This window comes from Acidovorax sp. NO-1 (assembly GCF_000238595.1).
In the GTDB taxonomy this organism is placed as follows: domain Bacteria; phylum Pseudomonadota; class Gammaproteobacteria; order Burkholderiales; family Burkholderiaceae_C; genus Acidovorax.
On sequence record NZ_AGTS01000104.1, the window covers coordinates 1 to 466 of the forward strand.

Annotated in this window: 1 protein-coding gene; it reads left to right on the forward strand. The window is 62.9% G+C overall.

Annotation, left to right across the window (positions count from 1 at the left end; genetic code table 11):
- Positions 1–225: 225 nt before the first annotated feature.
- A partial coding sequence (locus tag KYG_RS17695; protein ID WP_008906303.1) for a nitroreductase family protein occupies positions 226–466 on the forward strand: 241 nt, incomplete at its 3' end.

Below are 466 nucleotides of genomic sequence, written 5' to 3' on the forward strand. Positions count from 1 at the left end.
CAGGCGGGCGAGGCCCGCGACACGCTGCGAATTGGCAGGACACATGGGAATCGAGTGTACGCCTGCATGCATTGCCCACGGCCCTTGAGAAGCGTGGATTGTTGGCAGTTTGTGAACAATCCTTTTCCCTGCAAGGGCTTACCGGCGGGCATGGGCGGGCCTAAAGTTCAACCGTGGCTCACTGGCGTGCGCCCTGCCTTTTGTTGTTGAACCCCAGGAATACTCATGACCACCCCTTCCACCAGCGCGGCTGCCCAGCAGCCCTTGCTTCACAAGCTGCAGTGGCGCTACGCCGCCAAAAAGATGAACCCCCAGAAGGCCGTGCCGCAAGACAAGGTCGAACGCATTCTGGAGGCCGCCCGTCTGGCGCCCACGTCCAGCGGGCTGCAGCCGTTTGAAATCATCGTGGTGACCGACCCCGCCGTGCGCGCACGCATCCAGCCCATCGCCTGGAACCAGGCCCAGA